Source organism: Bacteroides sp. MSK.20.12 (assembly GCF_019052435.1).
Classification (GTDB): Bacteria; Bacteroidota; Bacteroidia; order Bacteroidales; family Bacteroidaceae; genus Bacteroides; species Bacteroides xylanisolvens.
In genome coordinates this window covers 1-15460 of record NZ_JAHQVH010000073.1, presented here as the reverse complement: position 1 = coordinate 15460, position 15460 = coordinate 1, and the positions used below count along the sequence as shown (strand labels likewise).

The following is a 15460-nucleotide window of genomic DNA, read 5'->3' as shown; positions in this document are numbered from 1 at the left end:
TTTTTCAGGTATGTATCTGCCATCCGTGGAACGGCTGCAATGTTACGGCAAACGACCTGTCAGGTATTCCATGATAGAGCAGACCTCCTACGATACCTATTCTTCCATCAGCATAATGCTGGGTAAAGCCGAACGAGTATGGGGCATGGTCATAGTAGAGTGAAATCTCACTGGGATAGTCAGGATTCCCTTCCCAACTCTTCAACCGTTCCAAGCACTTTTGAAGTGAGGTGTCACCAATGGATTCGGCATAGCGCTTTACGTTCTCGAAATGTTCTTCATTCAGGATTTTCATAACTTTGGTGTTTTATCTGTTAAACAATGAAAAAGCGAACTCCGGCTTTTCAGCACTGGAGTTCGCTTTTCGGTCATACTTGAATTCCATGTTGTCAAATAAAGGGTAAGTCGGTATCTTCCAGCATGGGCGCGAGCATCCGGCACATTTCGTAAGACGCTTGATTTCGGCTGTCAATCCGGCACGACTCACGTTTTGCCATGGCGATGATACATGCCTTTATTGTTTTGAAAAATGTCTGTTCCAAGGTCTTATGGAAAAACGGGAGTGTCTCTGCAAAACGTTCGGGACTGAATCCCGTATCATTCAGTGCTTGTTCCAGTGCCTTTGCCGCCTTATACTCCCGGCTTTGTTCCAACCGTTCCGGTAAACCTCCGGACTGCGCTATATGGAGCTGGCGTTCCAGTTCGGTAACGGCTGCCGAGAGCAACAGCTTGATGGCATCCGGATTTCCGATGCCGAATTTCCGGTTGTCGGTTGTGTGAAATTCGATCAGGTTTACAGAGCCGTTCTCCTGAAGATTTCTGTAGTGCGTCAGGTTCTCACCCAGCATCTTTGTTCTTTGATTATCCATAGTTTTATTCATTTTCAAGATGTGTAAAAGACTCGTCTGTTTTCAGTCAATCCAAAACGTGCCGCAATGCGGACATTTGGTACCGCATGGGAAGCTGTTTATATAATAGGTATCTCTGTGACGTTTATGGTTCATGTCTCCAAAAGTACATCCGCCTTCCCGAAACCTTTTTTCATAAAGAGCTTCCTGCTTCTGATATTCATTTATGTGACTCTTCTGCAAAGTGACTTCCAGAGGCATCATTCCGGTTTCCCAACGGGTGGAATCACACCAGCTGTTCAACAACCCGCAAATTTCATTCGCATAGGAATAATGTACCTGAGAATCCACAAAAAGATTGTCTCTGTAGAACGGAAGGGTGATGTCAGTCTGAAGACTTACATGATACCCCGCACCATTCCGGCTGTCTACAATAGCAACAATGACACCTCCATAGAATCGGATGCGCTTGAAATCATGTGAAGTATCTCCCGTAATCAGTCTGGAGAATATGGCATTGAAATAGATGCGGAGTTCGCCACCGTACGGAGCATTGACCAGAAGTTCATGGAGTTCATCGGTAAACAGCCCTTCCTTCAGTTGAAGCGCCCGTCTGATTTTACGAAGAGAGACCGTTTCGGATTCTCCGCGCCCACAGCCTCCGTACACATAGCCCTCGATTTCGACTCCAAGGGAGTAGAACATATTGGTTACAGCGGAATTGTCTATCAGTTCTTCTGCCGGATCGGTATTGTTCCGTTCGTAAAGCAGGTCTTTTATCTTCTCCTCATGTCGGATATATTCGGCGGATTTCCCGTCCGCTTCCATCTCATTCCGTATCTCCGAGAGATACCCTTGCAGGTTGTCATGTTCCTGATCGGCATACCACTCCAGGATTTGTTCTTCCAACGGACCGAGACTGTTCCGACGGATGCACTGCTCCTGCAAATCATCATGGCTGTCCAAATTCTCCCGGTAGTCCACGTAATAGAGGCTGACCGAATGAGGAACATAGTCCGTCCAGGATTGTTTTTCCTTCTTCATACCGCTTCCTCCTCTGTCTTTAATGTTGTCACATCATCCACTCCGTTGACGGGCGGCAAACAATCTATGATATATGACAGATGTCCGGCAAAGGCTTCATCCGGCCGGAAGTTTACCTCATTCCCGTATTCATTCTCTACACCATAGAGGCGCAAGTTGCCGTTCTCGATGGTAACCCTGCAAATCAGCACATCAGCCGGAGCCGGTTGTACGCTGCCTGTATTGACAGCAATGACGGGGCATTCCCCATCATTGCTGTTCCATTCATAGGAAGCTCCATGCAGTTCTATGGCTGCATACAATTCCCTGTATTCCATTTCTTTGATAGCCCTTATCCGGGCGTAAAAGTCTGTATGGTTCATATTGCGTTTTTTTGTTGGATTTCTGATACATGTGCAGGATGGAAACCCTGCCGGGAACCCATCCTGCATACTGATTCAAGCCTGCACTTCCTTCTTTTCCATTCTGATGCTCCGCAGCTTGTACAGCAGGTAATGGAACAGTTCCAGGTCGTAGATGCGGTAAAAGAACTTTTCCCCTGTTTCTTTGACCGTTCCGGCGAAAGACACAGACTCTCGGTTGGTGGGATATTGCAGAAAATCCCCGTTTGCTGACAGGGTATGTCTGTTTTGCACCACTCTTTCCAGGAATCTGCCCATATCGTCGTTTCCCTCATAGCCGGAGAAGTAGAGGAAATGATGGCGGCGCAAGCTTTGGAGAACCCTGGCTGTTTCCTGTCTTGCATCCTTGCCGGAGGATTCGTCCGTACCTTTCACCAGGTTGCAGATGAATTTCTTCTCTCCATTTTGGTCAAGGAACAGATATGGGACTATAACTGTGAAACTATGCCGTGTATGGTCAAATATTCCCATTGGTTTTTCTTTGAGGATGCCGCCTTTGAATGTGACCTTCCGGTAATGTCTGTCCATTTGCTGTTCCAAATCCTTTCTTGGTGTGTTCACGGAACGCAGCCCCGTAAAATACCGTCCGTCTATCCGGAAGCAGAACCGGTGAATGCCGGCATGATACGGCTCGCTCATGAAAAAGAAATTCCGGGTGTGCCGGATGGGTGGCTGGGTGTCCATATAGTCAAAATAGTCCTCTTCCGTAATTTCACAGAACGGGGCGCAGAGAGACTGCAGGTGGATCTGCATTTTTTTGCAGATGGCATTTCCGGGCACGGCAATGAGGCTGGGGTTATTTTCCCTTTCCCTCAATTCTTCCAGTGTTTCGTGACCATAATCACTATGTATCCCATCAGACATGACGGTCAGACAACTGCCGTCAAAGCAACGTGAATCAATGATGAATCTCAAATTGTCGTTTTTCATGGCTCAGATGTTTTGAAGGTCCAACAATCTTTTTGCGGCACCGAGAGCATTGGAGGTAAGCTGCCGTTGCCATGCCTTGTTTTTGGGTGACCAGCGGAATCCGGAGGATTTCAGTTCCTTTCGTCTGCTGTCTTCGGGAATCCTGTCAAACAGGATCTGAAGGCGGTCTTCCCCATAGTTCCATACAAGTGTTCCGCCCTCGAACGGCACTTCCTTGTTTTCCCGGCTTTGCATCGCTTTCAGCTTTTCGCGCATCCGTTCCGCCAGTTCCGGCAATTGGAAGAATTTGTTTCTCGGTGTGATGACGGGTTTCTTCACCCTTGCGTTATATTTGGAAATGAAGTCCACGGCCCTACGGACGATTTCCACTTCCCCGTGATTGGCCAGGGTGGATACCTTGTTCAGGATGCTGCTGACAAACAGGGCACGGCTATAGCCCCGGCATTGTCCGGTATCAATCCCATGGATGGTGTCGGCACTGCTCTTGATGTCGCGTTTGAGCGTCTGCCATGCCTTTTCCTGTTTCTCTTCCTCCGGTCGTGCGGCTTCCTTTTTCCGTCTGATGGTTTCAAGAACTTTTTTCCGCCAATTGCGGAATTCTTCGTAACAGTTCTGATAGCTTCTGTTCGTTTTTTCCTGCCTGTAGTAATCAAATCCGCTCCGTCCCGTCACCATCGGGTTGGCACAGTGGGAGAGGACCGAGAGCTGGGCGGACAACTTCTGCCGGTAGGCGGCGATGTATGTATCCCCTTCCTCTTCCGGCATGAGTCGCAGGTCGTTGTGCAGCTCTTCTCCGTAGATCATGATGTCCGTCTCGCCGCGAATCTCCGGATTGAAGGAACTCCAGGCGTATGCGTCGCAAGCCTGTTTCCACATATCATCCAGATAGCCCGGATGTTTGAATGCTACGGCTTGCCAGTCTTTGAAATCCCTGGAATGCAATTCATTGCGATCTTCCGGATTTCCGTACAGGTGTACATAGTTGCCCGTTCCATGATGCTCCTTTCTAAAATGGAACGGTACGGGGGGATAGTCCGTACCTTTTTTTCGGATCATCGTGACCCTGTGTGCATTCTCTATGGTAAGGTCTGCTACTTGCTCTTCGCAGACCTTTGCTGTTGTTTCATTCATAATCATTACTTTTTTAAATGTCAGCCGTAAATCATTTCTTCCAGTTCATCGTCCGTCAACAGGCGGATCTCTTCGTCCGAACAATAGTAAGCGATTTCTTCGTCCAAATCGAATGCTGCCGGATCAAGGCTTCTGATGCCATCCAGCAGTTCCTGTTCCAGTCTTTCTACGGAAACCAGATAGTTCCCATCTTTGCCTTGCACTTCCCGTGCAGGATAGCTCATTTCCCGATAAACCAACATCGTCATTTCCGGATTGGCTTCCTGCTGTCCTTTGCTTGTCGTCTTTCTGTTCATACCTTTATTTTTTTAAGTTTGACATGATCGGCTCCATGGAGCCGGATTTTCGTTTTCTTACTTGCCGGGCTGTCCTTTGTCGGGGATTGCGCAAGGCTTGGCAAAAGAAAATACCGCAGCGAAGCGAGGATGATTTTCTTTTAGCCAACCAGCCCCTGAAAGGGGCCGCCTTGCGCAATCAACCCGACAAATGGCTATATTTGCAGGTAAGAAATTGAAAGGACGGCAGGATATTGTGAATTATAGATTACAAAAAAAGCCATCCCTAGGGGGACAGCTTAATGACTGAATTTGTATACTTATTGTGCAAGACGCTCCTTCACGTTGTTCATTGCTTCTTTCAGGCTGCTGTTCATGACCCGTGCATAATGCTGTGTCATACGTGTGGAGGCATGGCCGAGCATGACGGAAACATCTTGAAGAGGCACATTGTTGGCAAGCGTGACCGTAGTCCCGAAAGTGTGACGGGCAACGTGCGTGGTCAGATTCTTCTTAATGCCGCAGAAATCGGCTATTTCCTTGAGGTAGCTGTTCATCTTCTGATTACACATGACGGGCAAACAGCATCCTTTCTTAATGCAGGTCGGATGTTCCTTGTATTTCTCCAATATGGCCAGGGGTACGGGCAGCAATGGAATATTGCTGATGGAAGAGGCCTTCCTACGGTGTTCCAATTTGACCCTTCCTTTTCTTATCCACCAGTCTCCGAGATTGTCCTGTACCAGATTCTCTTTGTTCAGACTGGCAACATCGGAGAATGCCAGACCGGTGAAACACGCGAAGACAAAGACATCCCTGACCAGTTCAAGCCGTGGAATGGTGAATTTCTTTTTCATTACGGTCTGCAACTCGTCGTAGGTCAGGAATACCGGATCGGTCTCGTCCTGCTCCATCTTGTAACCGTAAAAGGGATTCTTGCGCATCCATTCCTTTGCCAATGCCATATTGGTAAATTTCTTGAAGCATTTCATATAACGGACTATCGTGTTCCGGCACAGTCCCGCCTCCGTTTTCAGATAGATGTCAAACGCACGGATGAACTCCGGTGTCAGCTCATGGAAAGTGACATCCTCCTTTCCGTAATAAGAGGGGATGAGCAGCTGTAATTTCTTCACCACGTTCTTATACCGGTTGATTGTGACGGGAGAGTAGTCTATACCCGCCAATGTTTCCATTTCCTTGATGCCTTCCCTCATGGTGCCGAGCAGTGTACGCATTTCGGTGTCTTTCCCGAAAACACGTTTAAGAATCAGTTTTGGGGTAATCAGGGCCTGTTCCAATACCAGTTCCTTGTGTTTTTCCAAGGCGCGTGCGTGCAGTTCGGCAATATAGGCGTTCAGTGCCACTGATGCCCTGTCCCTGCCTTTACTGCATCCTTTGGCGGCGTTCCATAAGTTCAGGGGTACGCTTCTTTGGATACGTACATCGTCATAGTCTCCATTGATGGTTATCCGCATCAATACCGGTGCCTCACCGTTTTTCAACAATTTCGTTTTAAGCACGAAAAACAGAATGTTCATTGTTCCTTGTTTCATCACTTTTGTTTTTTGAGGTGTTACATTCAATTGTTTCGTCAAAACCGGATGGCATGAGGACGTGGAGCGAAATGTTAAATTCGGTGGCTTTTTTGAGGGACTTGTGGAAAAGCCATAAAAATCCCATTTTTCTCAGGTTCGAATTGCCTTTTGTATCCCGGGTTCGATTCCTTTTTTTTATCCCGATGGGAAATACCGAATTTTTAAATTTCTTTCACTTTTTCGACTTCATCCGGTCATGTGTGCAAAATTACTTTTTCACACCGGAGATTGAAATTGTCAAACAGCTGAAAAACAATGAAGTATGGTGCATATTTATGGCTTTTTCAAAAGCCTTAAAAAAAGCCACTGAATTGGCAAAGTCCAACTTCACAAATATGTAGCGGAATGCGTAGTGAGGGTAAAAAAAGAACCCTTGAACTATCTCTAATTCAAGGGTTTTCATGTGTGAAAAGCATTTATGTACTTTCTTTGGTGGTGCCACCAGGAATCGAACCGGGGACACAAGGATTTTCAGTCCTTTGCTCTACCAACTGAGCTATGGCACCTTATGGTTGTTCGGTCCGGTAATATCTCTTTTGCGGTTGCAAAGGTAGTGAAACTTTTGGATTTTGCAAGCCTTCTGGAAATAAAAAACACTGATAAAAAGCTAGTCTGCTTATTATCAGTGTTGTATGGAATGAAAAATATTTCAGAAAAGTGATAGAAACTATTGTTTATTCTCCTTCAATGGATTCCATCCTTGTGCTTTCAATTCAAATTCTTGGCCGTCACGCGTAATCAATGCACAGCCAAGTTCGGGTTTGGTGATATGTCCGATGAGGCGCACTCCTTCCATTTGTGATACTTTCTCATGATCGGCGATAGAAACGGTAAAGAGTAGTTCATAATCTTCTCCGCCATTCAAGGCGCAAGTCGTCAGATTCATGTTAAACTCTTCAGCCATAACAGCCGTCTGGTAATCGATTGGAATATGTTCTTCGTACACGCGGCAACCGACATTGCTTTGTTTGCAGATATGCATCAATTCTGATGACAGACCGTCAGATATGTCCATCATAGAGGTTGGAACAATATTGGCGGCAGCTAGTTTCTCAATGATATCCTTACGTGCTTCCGGTTTTAACTGGCGTTCTAACAAGTATTCTTTGCCGGTGAAATCCGGTTGAATGTCTTTATCACCTTTTAGTACGACTTTCTCACGTTCCAATAGTTGTAAACCCATATAGGATGCTCCCAGATCACCACTGATGCAGATCAAGTCAGTTTCTTTTGCTCCATTGCGGTACACCACTTTATCCTTGTCGGCATCGCCGATACAAGTGATGCTGATAGCAAGCCCTGTAAGGGAGGAAGTAGTATCACCTCCCACAATGTCGACATTATATTGTTGGCAAGCCAGGCGAATACCGGAATAAAGCTCGTCCATATCTTCTACGCTGAAACGCTTGGAAAGGCCAAGAGATACCGTAATCTGCCGGGGAGTGCCGTTCATGGCATAAATATCGGAGAAATTAACGACTGCTGATTTATATCCCAAATGTTTCAAGGGAACATAAGTCAGATCAAAATGTACACCTTCCATAAGCAGGTCGGTTGTTACCAATACTTGCTTTTCTGAAGGGTAGGAGAGAACGGCGGCATCGTCGCCCACTCCATATTTACTGGATTCATTTTCTAGTTTGATTCCCTCGGTGAGGCGGTCAATCAGACCAAACTCACCGAGAGATGCTATTTCAGTTCTCATAAATCGGGGTAATTGTTTAGGCACGGTTGATAAGTTCGCGCATGATTGTTGTCATTTTCGGTTGAGCGGTGTCGGCTGCTTTCTGAACTTCTTCGTGCGTTACTTCTACGATTTTTCCTTCTACTCCCAAGTCGGTAATGACGGAAATACCAAATACTTTGATGCCACAATGGTTGGCTACAATTACTTCCGGAACGGTAGACATACCAACAGCGTCAGCGCCAAGGATATGGAATAGTTTATATTCGGCAGGAGTTTCGAAAGTAGGACCTTGTGTACCGATATACACTCCGTGTTGTACTTTGATTCCTTTTTCTTTAGCAATCTCATCAGCTTTACGAATCAGTTCCTTGCTGTATGCTTCACTCATGTCCGGGAAACGAGGGCCGTATGGGATATTTTTTCCACGAAGCGGATGTTCGGGGAAATAGTTGATATGGTCGGTGATAATCATCAAATCACCGATTTCGAAGTCTGCATTTGTCCCGCCACTGGCGTTGGACACAAACAAGGTCTTGATTCCTAATTCGCGCATCACACGTACAGGGAAAGTCACTTCTTTCATAGAATAACCCTCGTAATAGTGGAAGCGTCCTTGCATAGCCATGATATCCTTATTGCCTAGTTTGCCGAAAATCAGCTTACCGCTATGACCTTCGACGGTAGATACCGGGAAGTTCGGGATATCCGAATACTTTATTTCATACTTCTCGGTGATTTCGTTTGCCAAACTGCCAAGTCCGGTGCCAAGTATAATGGCTGTTTCCGGGCTGGTATGCATCTTACCTTTCAGATAAGCTGCGGTTTCTTGTATTTTCTCTAACATAGTCAATAATATGTTGGTTAAATTTATCTTGTTGATTCTGTAATATTTCTATTTCAATAGGCAAGGCATAGATAAATGGTTTCAATTCCTTGTCCAAAGCCGGATGGTTAATCAGGCGTGTTGCATCTTTTTCGGTAGTAATAATCAACCGGTGCTCTCCTTTCAGCCTATGAAACCGTTCTTTGATAAGCTGGATATCCCGATGGCTGAAATTGTGATGATCGTCAAACGATAGCAAATCTATTTGTTGGGTACAATCTTTTAGCCTTTCAAGAATGGGAGCCGGTGAGGCAATTCCGGTCATCAATAATATATCTGTATTTGTCAGCGAGGACAAAGCAATCTCATTGTTTGCCGAAGGGGTATCTGTGTCCGGAACCATCATAGGAAACACCGGTTGCAGGTTGCCATACCGGAACGATGAGAAGAATAACTGTTGATATGGATAAAGGTTCAGACGTTTCGTGATAATATTATAATCAATAGGCTTGATGTCCTGCGGACATTTGGTGACAATAACGATTTGTGCCCGGTTCTTGCCGCTAATTGGCTCACGAAGTCGTCCTGCAGGAAGCAAGGTATCGTCACAGAACAGCCGATGATAATCCGTTAACAGAATACTCAATCCCGGTTTGACATATCGGTGCTGGAAAGCGTCATCTAACAGGATAACATCTATTGAAGGCTTTTGCAGTGCAAGCAGCTTTTCTATGCCATGACAACGCTTTTCGTCGACAGCTACTGTGACAGACGGGAATTTTTGATGCATCTGGTACGGTTCGTCGCCAATGCTTCTTGCCGTACTTTCCGGAGTAGCCAGCACATAGCCTTTCGTATGCCGTTTGTATCCCCGGCTTAATACAGCTACATTATATTGATTACAAAGAGACTTTATCAGATATTCAGTGTGCGGAGTTTTCCCTGTTCCTCCAACAGCGAGATTGCCTACGCTGATGATAGGTATATCAAAACTCTTTGATTGGAGCACTTCCCAGTCAAAGAGTTTATTTCTCATCATTACCGCTGCTCCGTAGAGCCAGGAGGCAGGGTAGAGCCACTTATGTATCTTGATAAAGTGTTCGTCCATGTATGGCAGTTTATTTAATATTCAGTTCGAACGGAATACGAGCCTGAATCATGGATTGTTCTTGCAGATTTTTCAGTAAACCGAATTGTTGGTAGAACTCACCTAACTTACTTTTCAGCAATTGTGATTCTACGTAATTCGTCGGTTTCGTATCAAGCAGGGAAGAAAAGAAATCTTGTTTTGCAGGATAAGAAACAATGGTGTAGCCCTCGATACCGGCTTTTGCCACGGCAATATCCAATGCCTTGTCAATGCCGCCTAACTCGTCTACTAGTCCTAACTTTTTAGCTGTTTCTCCGGTCCATACACGGCCTTCGGCAATCTTTTCGATCGCTTCCTTTGTCATGTGGCGTCCTTCAGCACAACGGCTGACAAAGGTGTCGTATCCTTCGGTAATCATCATTTGAAGCAAGGATCTTTCATCCTCGTTGAACGGGCGCATGATATTCCCGAAATCAGCATATTTATTCGTCTTAACTACATCATAACTTAAACCGATTTTATCAGTCAATCCTTTTACATTGGGAATGATACCGAATATTCCGATAGACCCAGTCAGGGTAGTAGGCTCTGCAACAATCGTGTCGGCAACGCAAGAAATATAGTAACCTCCTGACGCGGCATAATCCCCCATAGAGACAATGACCGGTTTCTTTGTTTTCAACTCTTTCACTGCATGCCAGATTTGTTCTGAAGCAAAAGCACTTCCCCCCGGAGAATTGACACGAAGTACAACAGCTTTCACATCATTATCATCTTTCAATTTGCGCAGGTCACGAATGACTTTCGAACCAACAATTCCGTCCTCGGAAGTTGCGGAGCTCGGATAGTCTGTAATTTCACCGGATGCATAATAAACAGCTACGATATTGCCGCTTTTGTCTTTGGGTACATTCTTCTTTACGTTCATCATGTCGCTTAATCCTACTATCGGGAGATTGTCATCCTCATCTATCTCTACCAGTTTTTTAAGATAATTGCGCACATCATTGCGATAAATCAAGGTATCAGCCAATCCGCATTTTACACTTTCTTCTGACGGATAGAACATTAACATACGATCGGCATAAACATTCAGAGAATCTACTGGAATATTGCGGGAAGCAGAAACCCCCTCCGTCACCTGGCCCCAGATGGAAGTGATAAATGCTGTCACTTGTTCGCGATTGGCAGGGCTCATCTCTGTTGCAATAAACGGTTCCACGGCAGATTTGTAAGTTCCCACCTTGAACACCTGCATCTCAACTCCTATTTTTTGTAGCAGGTCTTTGTAGAATAGGGGAGCGGAAGCGATACCTCTCCATTCAATCATTCCTTTGGGATTGAGCAGCACCTTATCGGCTGCGCTGGAAAGATAATAAAGCCCCTGCGTATAGGAGTCGGCATAAGCAATGACGAACTTTCCACTCTCCTTGAAATCGAGCAGTGCGTTACGGATTTCTTGTAAGGAGGCATAGGAGGTACCTAATGAACTCGCTTGCAAATAAATCCCTTTGATATTTTCGTTTTCTTTAGCCTTCTGGATGGAAGAGAGAATATCGTCCAGTCCGTACGTGTTAGATCCGTCACCAAACAACTGTGATAAAATACCTAGCGGATCTTCTTGCGTACGTTCAACTAACGTTCCGTTTAAGTCGAGCATCATTACGGAATTCTTTTTTACGATTGTTTCCGTGTCCGAAGCGGACATGATGCCAAACAGCGTTACCATGCTGATTATAAATAATACAATACTTGACAAAATGATACCTGTCACCGTGGCAAGTGTAAATTTCAAGAAATCTTTCATTATACTTATTGTTTTTGCGTCAGCTTGTTATTAAGCTAACAAAGATAAATAATTGAGTTGATATTTATTCAATAAGTCGTACGAATTTTTGTTTTATCACAGCGAATCGATATAAATAGAAGCTTCTTTCCTGTAAGATTTAAGTATATTTGTCTGTATCTAATCCTTTTAAATGAGAAGAATTCTCTAATTTTGTGGCACAACTATTATCGTGAAAAATTAAATAAATATCAGCATATGTAATGCGACATTAACTTAACAATCTATTTACCATGAAAAGAAAAACCCCTTTTGTGGCTGCAGCTTTAGCAGCAGGCTTGTTCTTCTATTCTTCCTGTACTCCGACTGAAACAGCGGAAACAAAGGATTATACTCAATACGTTAATACCTTTATCGGTGCTGCTGATAATGGTCATACATTTCCAGGCGCGTGTTATCCTTTCGGTATGATCCAGACCAGTCCTGTGACGGGAGCAGTTGGTTGGCGCTATTGTTCTGAATATGTTTATGAGGATTCCCTGATTTGGGGATTTACTCAAACACATCTGAATGGAACGGGATGTATGGATTTAGGTGATATTTTGGTGATGCCGGTCACTGGCACACGTGCCCGTGCGTGGGATGCTTATCGTAGTCATTTTTCTAAAGATAAAGAAGCGGCTACTCCGGGATATTACACCGCAGAGCTCTCTGATCCACAGGTAAAAGCAGAACTGACTGCCTCTATCCATGCTGCCCTTCACCGCTATACTTATCACAAGGCTGATTCTGCCTCTATATTGATTGACTTGCAACATGGCCCTGCATGGAGAGAAGAACAATATCATTCACAAGTCAACAGTTGTGAAGTGAACTGGGAAGATGCTCAAACACTGACAGGACATGTCAATAACACGGTATGGGTCAACCAGGATTATTTCTTTGTGATGAAATTCAACCGTCCGGTAGTCGATTCACTTTATCTTCCGATGGGCGAAACAGAAAAAGGAAAACGCATCATTGCCTCTTTTGATATGCAGCCGGGAGACGAACTGATGATGAAAGTGGCTCTTTCCACCACCAGCATAGACGGGGCTAAAAAGAATCTGGAAGCAGAAATTCCTGCCTGGGATTTTGAAGGAGTAAGAGCTACCGCCCACAATGAATGGAATAACTATTTGAGCCGTATTGAAATAGAGGGTACCGATGATGAAAAGACAAATTTCTATACTTGTTTCTACCACGCATTGATTCAGCCTAATCAAATTTCGGACGTAGACGGTATGTATCGTAATGCCGCCGACTCTATTGTAAAAGCCGGAACTGGAACCTTCTATTCTACATTCTCTTTGTGGGATACTTACCGTGCCGCTCATCCATTTTATACATTGGTGATTCCCGAACGTGTGGACGGTTTTGTGAATTCTCTCATCGAACAGGGTGAAGTGCAAGGCTTCCTGCCTATTTGGGGATTATGGGGAAAAGAGAATTTCTGTATGATTGGTAATCATGGCGTATCAGTCATTGCCGAGGCTTATCGCAAAGGATTCCGTGGCTTTGACGCTGAACGTGCTTTCAATATAATAAAGAAGACGCAGACCGTATCTCATCCGTTGAAGTCTGATTGGGAGGTTTATACGAAATATGGTTATTTCCCGACAGACCTGATAAAAGCAGAATCTGTATCTTCCACTTTAGAATCTGTATATGATGATTATGCTGCTGCCGATATGGCACGTCGTATGGGTAAAGAGGAAGATGCCGCTTATTTTGCGAAACGTGCTGACTATTATAAGAATCTTTTCGATTCGGAGACGAAGTTCATGCGTCCGCGCAAAGCTGACGGAACTTGGAAAGCTCCGTTTAACCCAAGTGCGTTGGCACATTCTGAAAGTGTCGGTGGAGATTATACGGAAGGAAATGCATGGCAATATACTTGGCATGTACAACATGATGTTCCAGGATTAATCCAGTTGTTTGGGGGAGAAAAACCTTTCTTGAATAAATTAGACTCATTGTTTACGGTTAAGCTAGAAGGTGAAAGTTTAGCAGATGTTACTGGATTAATCGGGCAATATGCTCATGGAAATGAACCAAGCCATCATGTGACTTATTTGTATGCACTGGCTGGTCGTCCGGAACGTACACAGGAATTGGTTCGTGAAATATTTGATACTCAATACAAAAACAAACCCGACGGACTTTGCGGAAATGATGATTGCGGACAGATGTCTGCCTGGTATATGCTTAGTGCGATGGGATTCTATCCGGTAGATCCGGTAAGTGCGGAATATGTATTCGGTGCCCCACAGTTGCCGAAGATGACTTTGCATCTGGCCGATGGCAAGACTTTCACGATTATTGCGGAGAATTTGTCGAAAGAACATAAATATGTAGATAGTATTACATTGAATGGCGAACCATATACGAAGAAAACAATCTCGCATGAAGATATTGTAAAAGGTGGTACATTGGTGTATAAGATGAAGTAATAAATTCGTTTTTGGTAAAATCGATAGGCAGTCTTTTATGGACTGCCTTTTTTATTTGGATATTTTTGTTATAAAGGTGTAAGACGCAGATTGTAAAATGCAATGATAATTGAGCGCTATAAATATGATATGTAGATGCTTCAGGGGCTGGAGGTATGACATTTTTATTCTGTACTATCTACTTTTTAGTCATTTTATAACTAGAAAATATATAGAGTAATAGATTGATTTGAGGTAGCTTGATGAAGATAGTGGGGGTGTTTTTTTGTTCGATTTGCGTAAAATCAGAATATTTTTGTGTATGTTTGCATCTCTAGTATTTCTAGCATTGAAGAACACAAATTTTGTATTTAAAAAGTAGAAATTATATTATGCAGCGAAGTGTCTATATTTTGATAATGCTTTTATTTGTCGGTAATTATGCTGCTTGGGGAAATCCTGTTAATTTTGCTTCAACGAGATATGGGTTAACATTTCGTTCTCATACAGTTAATCAAGATGAAAGAACTAGTCTTGATTTGTCTCCTGAAGAATCTTTTAATTTGAAGTCAGGCTTTTCAATGAGTTTTGATTTAAAATTGTTTGAAGCTAACCTGACTTATGGTTATGTTTTTCGTATTATATTGGATGAAATATCAAGTTTTGATTTAGTAACTAATTTGAATACGGAGAAATTGAATTATGTATTGAGTGAATCTGGTCGTATTTTGAAGAATTGCGAATTTCAGTGCAACAAAGATAGTGTTACAGACCGTTGGATGAAGATTAGAATCGACGTTGATGAGAATGGTATTCGATGTATGGTTGACTCTACAATGAAAATTATTTCTCATCAATTGGAAGGCTTTGAAAATGTTAAAATTTCTTTTGGAAAGAACAGATACTCTGTTTTTTATACAACAGACGTGCCTCCTATAGCTATTCGAGATTTGAGATTGTATAATAATGAAGGCGAACTTATTCATTATTGGAGAATGCAACAACACAACAGAGATGAAGTCTTTGATTTAATAGGTGGTAAGAGGGCCGTAGTGGAAAATGGTATTTGGGATATTGATGACCATGTGAAATGGAAACATTGTATCTCAATTCCTTTTTCGGAAAAAAACGTCCAAATAGCTTGTGATAAGGAAGATGGTATCATCTTTATAGCTAGTGATAAATATATATATAAGTATAATATTAAAAGTGATCAGATTGAAAAAATGGAGGTCAAGAAAGGACAACCCTATAAAGCTGGGGGAAGCCAATTGATCTACGATAGAGTGAAACACCGATTAATCTCTTATAGTATTTTAAATGGTTCTTCGTCAAATTTGGTGGTACTTCTTCTATTGTGAATAAAGAATCTTGGC

General features: G+C 43.6%; 15 protein-coding genes and 1 tRNA gene. 3 read left to right on the top strand and 13 right to left on the bottom strand.

Features of this window, described 5'->3' with window-relative positions:
- Nucleotides 1-4: 4 nt before the first annotated feature.
- From KTR06_RS23685 to KTR06_RS23655, 7 genes are all read right to left on the bottom strand, one after another.
- The gene (locus tag KTR06_RS23685; protein ID WP_007838816.1) at nucleotides 5-295 is read right to left on the bottom strand and encodes a DUF4120 family protein; all 291 of its coding nucleotides are present in this window, start codon (nucleotides 293-295) and stop codon (nucleotides 5-7) included.
- Between the two features lie 94 nt (nucleotides 296-389).
- Nucleotides 390-869 (bottom strand): hypothetical protein, encoded by a 480-nt coding sequence (locus tag KTR06_RS23680; RefSeq protein WP_011964850.1) that lies wholly within the window; start codon nucleotides 867-869, stop codon nucleotides 390-392.
- A 42-nt stretch (nucleotides 870-911) separates the two neighbouring features.
- Nucleotides 912-1892, bottom strand: coding sequence for a hypothetical protein (locus tag KTR06_RS23675; RefSeq protein WP_007838819.1), 981 nt, complete (start codon nucleotides 1890-1892; stop codon nucleotides 912-914).
- Nucleotides 1889-2254, bottom strand: a complete 366-nt coding sequence (locus KTR06_RS23670) for a hypothetical protein (protein WP_234163609.1) — start codon at nucleotides 2252-2254, stop codon at nucleotides 1889-1891. Before KTR06_RS23670 ends, KTR06_RS23675 begins: the two co-directional genes overlap by 4 nt.
- 75 nt (nucleotides 2255-2329) lie before the next feature.
- Nucleotides 2330-3223, bottom strand: a complete 894-nt coding sequence (locus KTR06_RS23665) for a hypothetical protein (RefSeq protein ID WP_153880889.1) — start codon at nucleotides 3221-3223, stop codon at nucleotides 2330-2332.
- A gap of 3 nt (nucleotides 3224-3226) precedes the next feature.
- On the bottom strand, nucleotides 3227-4354 hold the full coding sequence (locus KTR06_RS23660) for a hypothetical protein (RefSeq protein ID WP_192914051.1): 1128 nt from the start codon (nucleotides 4352-4354) through the stop codon (nucleotides 3227-3229).
- A 20-nt stretch (nucleotides 4355-4374) separates the two neighbouring features.
- A complete protein-coding gene (locus tag KTR06_RS23655; protein ID WP_007838828.1) occupies nucleotides 4375-4650 on the bottom strand; it encodes a hypothetical protein in 276 nt (91 codons plus the stop codon).
- 35 nt (nucleotides 4651-4685) lie between these two features.
- Here KTR06_RS23655 and KTR06_RS23650 point away from each other — a divergent pair, with 35 nt between their 5' ends.
- Complete coding sequence (locus tag KTR06_RS23650; RefSeq protein WP_254306462.1) at nucleotides 4686-4868, top strand: hypothetical protein; 183 nt, start codon at nucleotides 4686-4688, stop codon at nucleotides 4866-4868.
- 81 nt (nucleotides 4869-4949) lie between these two features.
- Here KTR06_RS23650 and KTR06_RS23645 read toward each other — a convergent pair whose 3' ends face one another.
- The 6 genes from KTR06_RS23645 to sppA all read right to left on the bottom strand — a co-directional run bounded on the left by KTR06_RS23645 (nucleotide 4950) and on the right by sppA (nucleotide 11634).
- Nucleotides 4950-6185: a site-specific integrase gene (locus tag KTR06_RS23645; protein ID WP_033572552.1), complete on the bottom strand. Its 1236-nt coding sequence runs from the start codon at nucleotides 6183-6185 to the stop codon at nucleotides 4950-4952.
- 472 nt (nucleotides 6186-6657) lie between these two features.
- Nucleotides 6658-6733: transfer RNA gene (locus KTR06_RS23640), tRNA-Phe, on the bottom strand.
- Nucleotides 6734-6894: 161 nt separating this feature from the next.
- Nucleotides 6895-7932, bottom strand: coding sequence for a thiamine-phosphate kinase (gene thiL, locus KTR06_RS23635; protein WP_009040212.1), 1038 nt, complete (start codon nucleotides 7930-7932; stop codon nucleotides 6895-6897).
- 16 nt (nucleotides 7933-7948) lie between these two features.
- Nucleotides 7949-8758 carry a purine-nucleoside phosphorylase gene (locus KTR06_RS23630; protein ID WP_009040213.1) on the bottom strand — a complete coding sequence of 270 codons (810 nt, stop codon included), beginning with the start codon at nucleotides 8756-8758 and terminating at the stop codon, nucleotides 7949-7951.
- On the bottom strand, nucleotides 8715-9845 hold the full coding sequence (gene lpxK / locus KTR06_RS23625; RefSeq protein WP_008645059.1) for a tetraacyldisaccharide 4'-kinase: 1131 nt from the start codon (nucleotides 9843-9845) through the stop codon (nucleotides 8715-8717). The genes KTR06_RS23630 and lpxK overlap by 44 nt, the downstream gene beginning before the upstream one ends.
- A 10-nt stretch (nucleotides 9846-9855) precedes the next feature.
- Nucleotides 9856-11634, bottom strand: a complete 1779-nt coding sequence (gene sppA, locus KTR06_RS23620) for a signal peptide peptidase SppA (protein WP_120070780.1) — start codon at nucleotides 11632-11634, stop codon at nucleotides 9856-9858.
- Nucleotides 11635-11906: 272 nt separating this feature from the next.
- On the opposite strand from sppA, the gene KTR06_RS23615 reads away from it, so the two are divergent.
- The gene (locus KTR06_RS23615; RefSeq protein WP_217290863.1) at nucleotides 11907-14105 is read left to right on the top strand and encodes a GH92 family glycosyl hydrolase; all 2199 of its coding nucleotides are present in this window, start codon (nucleotides 11907-11909) and stop codon (nucleotides 14103-14105) included.
- A 371-nt stretch (nucleotides 14106-14476) separates the two neighbouring features.
- Complete coding sequence (locus KTR06_RS23610) at nucleotides 14477-15445, top strand: hypothetical protein (RefSeq protein ID WP_217290862.1); 969 nt, start codon at nucleotides 14477-14479, stop codon at nucleotides 15443-15445.
- Nucleotides 15446-15460 lie beyond the last annotated feature (15 nt).

Bases quoted from the DNA above. Each gene is read 5' to 3' on its own strand.
- KTR06_RS23645 (WP_033572552.1), bottom strand. From the start codon at position 6,185: ATGAAACAAGGAACAATGAACATTCTGTTTTTCGTGCTTAAAACGAAA.
- KTR06_RS23675 (WP_007838819.1), bottom strand. From the start codon at position 1,892: ATGAAGAAGGAAAAACAATCCTGGACGGACTATGTTCCTCATTCGGTC.
- thiL (WP_009040212.1), bottom strand. From the start codon at position 7,932: ATGAGAACTGAAATAGCATCTCTCGGTGAGTTTGGTCTGATTGACCGC.
- KTR06_RS23680 (WP_011964850.1), bottom strand. From the start codon at position 869: ATGGATAATCAAAGAACAAAGATGCTGGGTGAGAACCTGACGCACTAC.
- KTR06_RS23615 (WP_217290863.1), top strand. From the start codon at position 11,907: ATGAAAAGAAAAACCCCTTTTGTGGCTGCAGCTTTAGCAGCAGGCTTG.
- KTR06_RS23665 (WP_153880889.1), bottom strand. From the start codon at position 3,223: ATGAAAAACGACAATTTGAGATTCATCATTGATTCACGTTGCTTTGAC.
- KTR06_RS23650 (WP_254306462.1), top strand. From the start codon at position 4,686: ATGGAGCCGGATTTTCGTTTTCTTACTTGCCGGGCTGTCCTTTGTCGG.
- lpxK (WP_008645059.1), bottom strand. From the start codon at position 9,845: ATGGACGAACACTTTATCAAGATACATAAGTGGCTCTACCCTGCCTCC.
- sppA (WP_120070780.1), bottom strand. From the start codon at position 11,634: ATGAAAGATTTCTTGAAATTTACACTTGCCACGGTGACAGGTATCATT.
- KTR06_RS23630 (WP_009040213.1), bottom strand. From the start codon at position 8,758: ATGTTAGAGAAAATACAAGAAACCGCAGCTTATCTGAAAGGTAAGATG.
- KTR06_RS23610 (WP_217290862.1), top strand. From the start codon at position 14,477: ATGCAGCGAAGTGTCTATATTTTGATAATGCTTTTATTTGTCGGTAAT.
- KTR06_RS23685 (WP_007838816.1), bottom strand. From the start codon at position 295: ATGAAAATCCTGAATGAAGAACATTTCGAGAACGTAAAGCGCTATGCC.
- KTR06_RS23660 (WP_192914051.1), bottom strand. From the start codon at position 4,354: ATGAATGAAACAACAGCAAAGGTCTGCGAAGAGCAAGTAGCAGACCTT.
- KTR06_RS23670 (WP_234163609.1), bottom strand. From the start codon at position 2,254: ATGAACCATACAGACTTTTACGCCCGGATAAGGGCTATCAAAGAAATG.
- KTR06_RS23655 (WP_007838828.1), bottom strand. From the start codon at position 4,650: ATGAACAGAAAGACGACAAGCAAAGGACAGCAGGAAGCCAATCCGGAA.